The following is a 6,331-nucleotide window of genomic DNA, read 5'->3' on the forward strand; positions in this document are numbered from 1 at the left end:
TGCTCGACTGAGCACCTGCGATATGCGACGCCAAGCACCGGAGGGTTTAAGCGGACAAATCGACGGGATAACCGATTTGCATGAGCACCACCGGTAGGGGAAGCACAAGACAAATTGGCTTCCAATTCGCACGAACACAAACACCGTGTCCACCCTGCTCGACTCGAACCGTACTCGATTCCTACCTCGCACTCACGGCAAACCCAGCCTGGCTTCGGAGTACAAACCTAGGTTTGTACTCCAGAACTTCCGGCACCAACCGGAACCGCACGCGATACGAACCCTAGCACGCTACCCGAATCGGTTGAGCAACATAGCCACCGCGACGGTTTTTGTCCCCTGATGCCGCGCCGAGCACCGGAGGGTTTGAGCGGAATTTGCCCGACAGGGGCACGGCAGGGATGCCGCGCGTTTTCGGAGGGCTAGGACAGCCCTTCCGAAAACCGCGCTCGAACCCGCAGGCGCGCAGGACAAATCGGCAGGATAGCCGATTTGCATGCGACAGCACCCGCAGGGCGAGGTACAGGGATGTGCCGAGTGAGCTAAGCGGCATGGGGTGTCGTTTCTTTTGGATACTTTTCTTTGGACAAGCAAAGAAAAGTATCTCGGCTGTCGGGCCGAAACCCGACATTTAACGAGCCGTCGCGGCAGCGAAACAATTGAAACAAAAGCGTTTAAAACGATCAGGCGTCAATCTACTCTATCGATGCGCTTCACGTTGTTCAGCACATCCTATGGTCCTGGCTTCGGAGTACAAACCTAGGTTTGTACTCCAGAACTTCCGGCACCAACCGAAACCGCACGCGATACGTACCCTACCACGCCACGCTAGCCGGATAGGATAAGCAACGTTGCAACCGAGACGGTTCTCTCCCCCTGATGCCGCGCCGAGCACCGGAGGGTTTGAGCGGGATTTGCCCGACAGGGGCGCGGCAAGGATGCCGCGCGTTTTCGGAGGGCTAGGACAGCCCTTCCGAAAACCCCGCTCAAACCCGCAGGCGCGCAGGATCAAAGCGGCATGGGGTGTCGTTTCTTTTGGATACTTTTCTTTGGACAAGCAAAGAAAAGTATCTCGGCTGTCGGGCCGAAACCCGACATTAAAAATTAGCTTTCGCAACAGCGAAACGATTAAAACAAAAGCCTTTAAAACGAGCGGGCGTCAATCTACGCTATCGATGCGCTTCACGTTGTTCATCCTATGACCCGGCTAGATTTAGTTACGAGCATTAAAGGTCTTGATCAGGTAGGAGTCGTTCAGTGTCTTCTGCGTGAGGCCAGACGCCTTGCAAACCTCCTTGAGGAAATCGATCAGTGCGACTTCCGCATTTGGTTTGCCCTGAGCCTGCAACGCCTCATACAGTTTCCCCATTCGCTCTAGGACTGTGTCAGAGTCAGCGAAGACGGCAAGCACTTCGTTCATCGCACAGGAAAAGGCATCGCCGGAAATACTAAAACGGTTACCGAGGAGGCGACGAGCGAGATCGAGTTTAAGTTTGTGGCGTTCAAGTTTATAGAAATACCAAGTCGAAAGCACCGCTCCCAGAATACCTGATATTAATGAGGAAATGACAGTGACAACGATGGCCTCAGTATTCAATTTGGATGTTCCGTGAAATGAATTGATTAACTAACCAACTATTAGACAATTCGGCAATTCACACGGTACGGCGTGATATACCTAGTTATGAATTCTAACAGACTAACCAAGCACACAACAGCCCCAACCATCAAACCCTAATCCCTTTATAATCCAACGCCACACCAAAACCCAGCCGGAGCCCCCATGCTCAAACACGCCAACGCCTGGAAAAACCACTTCCCGGAATTCGCCGGCTGCCGGGACGCGGTGGTAGCGCAGTTGATGGAAGCCGCGACGCTGGTGACAGTGCCGGCCGGCCAACAGGTGTTTTATCCGGGCAAGACTTGCGAACATTATTTGCTGCTGCTGTCCGGCAGCGTCAAGGCGCAGATTCTGTCCGCCGACGGCCGCGAAGTGTTGTTGTACCGAGTGTTGCCGGGCGACTCCTGCGTACTGACCACCTCCTGCCTGCTCGGCGACAGCCAGTATCCGGCCGAGGGCTATAGCGAAACCGACATCAGCGCGTTCGCGATCCCGGCCCACGTGTTTCACCGCTGTTTGCAACAATCGGCGTTCTTCCGCGAGTTTGTATTCCGCAATTTTTCGACGCGACTGGCCGACGTGATCAAACGGATGGCTGCATTGAGCTTTGCCAGCATCGACCAGCGCCTGGCGCAAACCCTGCTGGCGGCCGACTCCCCCACGATCCGGAAAACCCATCAGGAACTGGCGCTGGAACTGGGCTCGGTGCGGGAAGTGGTGTCCAGGCATTTGAAGCGTTTCGAAAGCCTGGGCTGGTTGAGTTTGCAGCGCGGCAGCATCGAAATCGTCGACGCCGCCGCGTTGCGAGGCCTGTTGGCCGGCGGCGATTAATCGTCGCGCTGTTGACGTTGCTCGTTGCCGACCAACTGGATAAAAATAAACCCGAGCACGAAGCCCAGCATCGCCGCCAACATCAGCGGCAACGCAAACGGGATGTCGTGCGGATCGCGTAGATTCATCTGCAAAATGCTCTCGGCAAAACCAAAGATCAATTCTTTCATAGCCATTACCTACCGTTATTAGTGATCGGACGCCCGCGATACCGGTTGACGGCGACGGACGATGCCAATGTAACGCCAGGTTGAATGGCCCTCAGTGACTAAGTCACCGAGGCGGAGTACAAATCTAGATTTGTACTCCAGTGATTGCCGGCTTCAGCGCCCGGAATGCGCACTCGAATGGGTACTACGGCAAATCGTCGCGGTCTTCCGGCAAATTCAGATTCCGAAAATCCGCATGCTCGGTAAATTGCCTAGCCAAACGCTCGCGCCCCAAACTCGCCAAGGTTTGCCGAAAACTGGAATACGGGTAGTCCTCCAGGCCGCTCACGTAACCGTGCTTAACCGGATTGTTCAGCAGATAGTTCAAGCGCGCAAAGTAGTCGCGTTCGTCGCGCGGGCAGTAGTCCCAATAATTCCACCATATCGGTAATTCACATTGTTGGCGGGCCAGGATGTGGCGGGCCGACAACACGTGCAGCTTGCGGAAGATTTTTGGCAAGTCGCTCCCAAGCGCGCTGGTCGCCAGCAGATGGTAGTGGTTGTCGAGTATTACCCAGTGTTCAAGTTGCCAAGCTTTTTCGGCCAGACAGTCCCGCATGGTTTCCAACAAATGTTGTTTAACGCCGTGTTCTCGTAGCAGTGGCCGCCTTCGGTAAATCGCTCCGGTGACGAAATACCGCGCATGATCGAGTTGCAAATGCGCTGGCGCGTGTAGACCTTTCTTTAACATCGGCATCAGCTCCCCGAAAAGTCGCTTTCCGAGTCTAACGAAATTTATCGGCAGTACAAATCTAGATTTGTACTCCGGGAGATGTCCAGGCGACCAAAGCCCTCACACTATCGCCGCGTAGCCGGCGACCGAGGTGCAACCGTGTCGATATAGACTTAGAAAAACGCTTGACGGCAAAAGCTCAGCGGATTGCGAGGGCTTGGCCAGTGCCCGCCCAAACTCAGGCCCCCAAAACGACGCCGGTAACCTGCCGGAGTAAAAATCTAGATTTGTACTCCCGATTTTTTCCAAGAAGCCCACCACCCCCCACCAAAAAACGCCACGGCCATCGCTGCGTAGCCGGCGACGAAGGGCCAGGTCGTGGCGGGGCCGTAGGCGTTGACGATGGCGCCGCCGGCGATCGCGTAGCCATGCATCAGGCCGGTGGCGCTGATCGCGGCGGCGGCCAGTGCCCAGTTCGCGGCGGCGCGGTAGCGGGCTTCGATCAAACATACCGTCAGCGCCGACCAGATCATCGACGTGAAAATAAAGCCGCGTTCCAGCGCAATCAAGCCGGCTATCGGCAACTGTTGCGCCAACGCGGCCAGACCGACCGTTTCGACGTTGGCGCCGGCGGCGCGCAAGCCGCTTTCCAGCATCAACAAGCCCCAGCCCGCCAGAGCCGGGAAAAAGCCGACCACCACCGCCGGCGCATGCTCGGCCGGCGTGGCCTGAAAGGCTTGGGCGGCGATGGTGATGCCTATCCACAGCAAGATGGCCGCGCCGGCCTCGACCGGCACCAACGCCGCCACCCAGCCGACCAACCCCAACAGGCACAGCGCGGTGACGGCGACGCCGTTGGCCACCGAATAGCCGGCGCCGGCGCCCATTTTCTTCCAGCCGGGGTGGCCGATGTAGATCGTGGTCGGAAATACGCTACCGCAGCAGGCCGCGGCGATCGTACCGACGCCGTTCATCGCCAGCGAGCTACGCACGTCGAAGCGATCGCCGGCCGCTTCGGCGCTTTCCAGGTTTTGCAGCGAGCCGATCAGATTGAACAAGCCCATCGGCACGATCACCGGCAGGAATTGCAGCAGGTAATTCGAGAAGGTCGCATCCAACAAGTCGCCGAGATACAGCCCCGGCCATTGCGGCTGCAGCACGAAGGCCGTGCTCAGCGCGGCGGGGTCCATCCGCCCCAAGCTCCAGGCCAACCCGGTCCCCAACACTACCGCGACCAGACCGGCCGGCACATCGTAGGGCAGACGCAATCGGCCGATGTACTGCAGCAAAATCACCGCCAGCGGCAGCAGGCCAACCAAGGGTTGGGCGAAGATCCGGAAGCAAAAATCCATCGCGATGAAGGTGATGGCAATGCCGGCCAGCGTCGCCAGCAAGGCCGCGCGCGGCGTGATGCGTTTGACCCAGCCGGCCGCGAAGGCGCCGGCCAGTTCGATGACGCCGGAGCCCAGACAAGCCGCCAAGCCGACCCGCCAGGCCAGTTCGACATCGTGACTTTGCTCCAGCACCGGTTTCATCACGAACAACACGTGAGCAAACAACGACACGGTGTTGACGCCGTAGGGCAACGCGGTCACGTGCGTCTGGCCGGTGGCCAGCGCCAGCCGGCGCGCCTGCCAGGCGTAAAAACCGTTGCCGATCAGCAGGCTGACCGCGACGCCGGGCAAGATCCGCCCGAACACCAGATCGGCCGGCATTTGCAGCAGGTTGCCGCACAACACCGCGATCAGGATCAACTGAATCAAGTTATCGACGAACAGGCCGAAAAAGCCGTCCAGATCGCCGGTCCGCCACCAGCGGAACGGCGCGCGTGCATCGTTTGGCATCGCTGTTCCGGCTTAACTTTGATACGACAGGCGTTCGCCGTGTACGCCTCGCCAATCCAGCGAGAAGGTCTCGACGGCGCGATCGGTGGCCGGCGCGGCCAGCAGGGCCCGGGCAATGTCCGGCGGCAGCGTCACCGACGCGACGCCGAGCTTCAAGACCTGCAAGACCTGTTGCACGTTTTTGAAGCTGGCCACCAACAATTTGCTGGGCAGTCCGTACCGGTCGACCAGCGCTTGCAAATCCCCCACCACGCCGAGCCCGTCCTGGCCCAGATTGTCGATGCGATTGAGATACGGCGCCAGATAGTCGGCGCCGTTCAGCGCCGCCAGCCAACCCTGCTGCACGGTGTAGACCGCGGTCGCCAACACCGGAATGTCGTGCTGTCGTTTAATTTGCTTGATCGCGGCCAATCCCGCCCCATGCGCCGGTATCTTGACGACGATGTCGTAGGGCAATGCCGCCAGTTCGAGCGCTTCGGCGACCATCGCTTCGGCCGTCACCGCCACGACCTGCACGTGTATGCGTAACTGTCCGCCGAAAATATCGGCCAAGGCCGGCAGCAATTGCCGCAAGCCTTGGTCGCTACCGGCCAGAATGCTTGGATTGGTGGTGACGCCGGCCAGCGGCAGGCTGGCGGCGAGGGCATGAATCGCGCCCAGATCGGCGCTATCTAAATAAAGTTCGAACATAATCGCAATCCGTGACAGTCAAAACAGCTTGCGATTATTGAGAATGCCGGCCGGGAAAGCAAATCGGCCGCGATCGGGCCGTCAAACCCTGCGGCGGCGGACCAGCAAGAACGGCAAGCCGCCGCCGAACAACCAGGCCGCGGCCGGCAACGGCACCGGTTCCAGGTTGGCGGAAATGCTCAAACTGTCGATGGCGACGGTAGCGTAGCCCGGAATGTCGTACCACTCGTAAATCGGCGTTTCGACTTGCATCCGTTCGTAAACGTCTTGAAGCGGGCAACCGTCTTCCTGGCAATTCGGATCGCTGTATTCGGTACCGATGTATACCGACACCCATTCGGTGGTGTAGCCGACGATTTGCTCGTAGGCTTCGACCTGGGTCACGGCCAGGATAGACGCGGTGAACTGGTTGGCCGGCGCTCCCCCGACGCCGAAACCGTGATTCCCAAACAAATCGTCGACA

At 58.6% G+C, this 6,331-nt stretch carries 7 protein-coding genes; 1 reads left to right on the forward strand and 6 read right to left on the reverse strand.

Annotated features, from left to right (window positions below):
- Positions 1-1,213 precede the first annotated feature (1,213 nt).
- Positions 1,214-1,597 carry a hypothetical protein gene (locus tag AC3B8H_RS17110; protein ID WP_488442752.1) on the reverse strand — a complete coding sequence of 128 codons (384 nt, stop codon included), beginning with the start codon at positions 1,595-1,597 and terminating at the stop codon, positions 1,214-1,216.
- Positions 1,598-1,783: 186 nt separating this feature from the next.
- Between AC3B8H_RS17110 and AC3B8H_RS17115 the strand changes: the two genes are divergently transcribed.
- On the forward strand, positions 1,784-2,452 hold the full coding sequence (locus tag AC3B8H_RS17115) for a Crp/Fnr family transcriptional regulator (RefSeq protein ID WP_488442753.1): 669 nt from the start codon (positions 1,784-1,786) through the stop codon (positions 2,450-2,452).
- Here AC3B8H_RS17115 and AC3B8H_RS17120 read toward each other — a convergent pair.
- From AC3B8H_RS17120 to AC3B8H_RS17140, 5 genes are all read right to left on the reverse strand, one after another.
- A complete protein-coding gene (locus AC3B8H_RS17120; RefSeq protein ID WP_488442754.1) occupies positions 2,449-2,622 on the reverse strand; it encodes a hypothetical protein in 174 nt (57 codons plus the stop codon). The genes AC3B8H_RS17115 and AC3B8H_RS17120 overlap by 4 nt on opposite strands.
- A gap of 184 nt (positions 2,623-2,806) precedes the next feature.
- Positions 2,807-3,352, reverse strand: coding sequence for an REP-associated tyrosine transposase (locus tag AC3B8H_RS17125; protein ID WP_488442755.1), 546 nt, complete (start codon positions 3,350-3,352; stop codon positions 2,807-2,809).
- Between the two features lie 263 nt (positions 3,353-3,615).
- Positions 3,616-5,178 (reverse strand): SulP family inorganic anion transporter, encoded by a 1,563-nt coding sequence (locus tag AC3B8H_RS17130; protein WP_488442756.1) that lies wholly within the window; start codon positions 5,176-5,178, stop codon positions 3,616-3,618.
- Positions 5,179-5,190: 12 nt separating this feature from the next.
- The gene (locus AC3B8H_RS17135) at positions 5,191-5,868 is read right to left on the reverse strand and encodes a transaldolase family protein (protein WP_488442757.1); all 678 of its coding nucleotides are present in this window, start codon (positions 5,866-5,868) and stop codon (positions 5,191-5,193) included.
- A gap of 81 nt (positions 5,869-5,949) precedes the next feature.
- The coding region (locus AC3B8H_RS17140; protein WP_488442758.1) for a VPLPA-CTERM sorting domain-containing protein at positions 5,950-6,331 on the reverse strand (382 nt) is incomplete at its 5' end.

This window comes from Methylomonas sp. BG-2, from assembly GCF_057766305.1.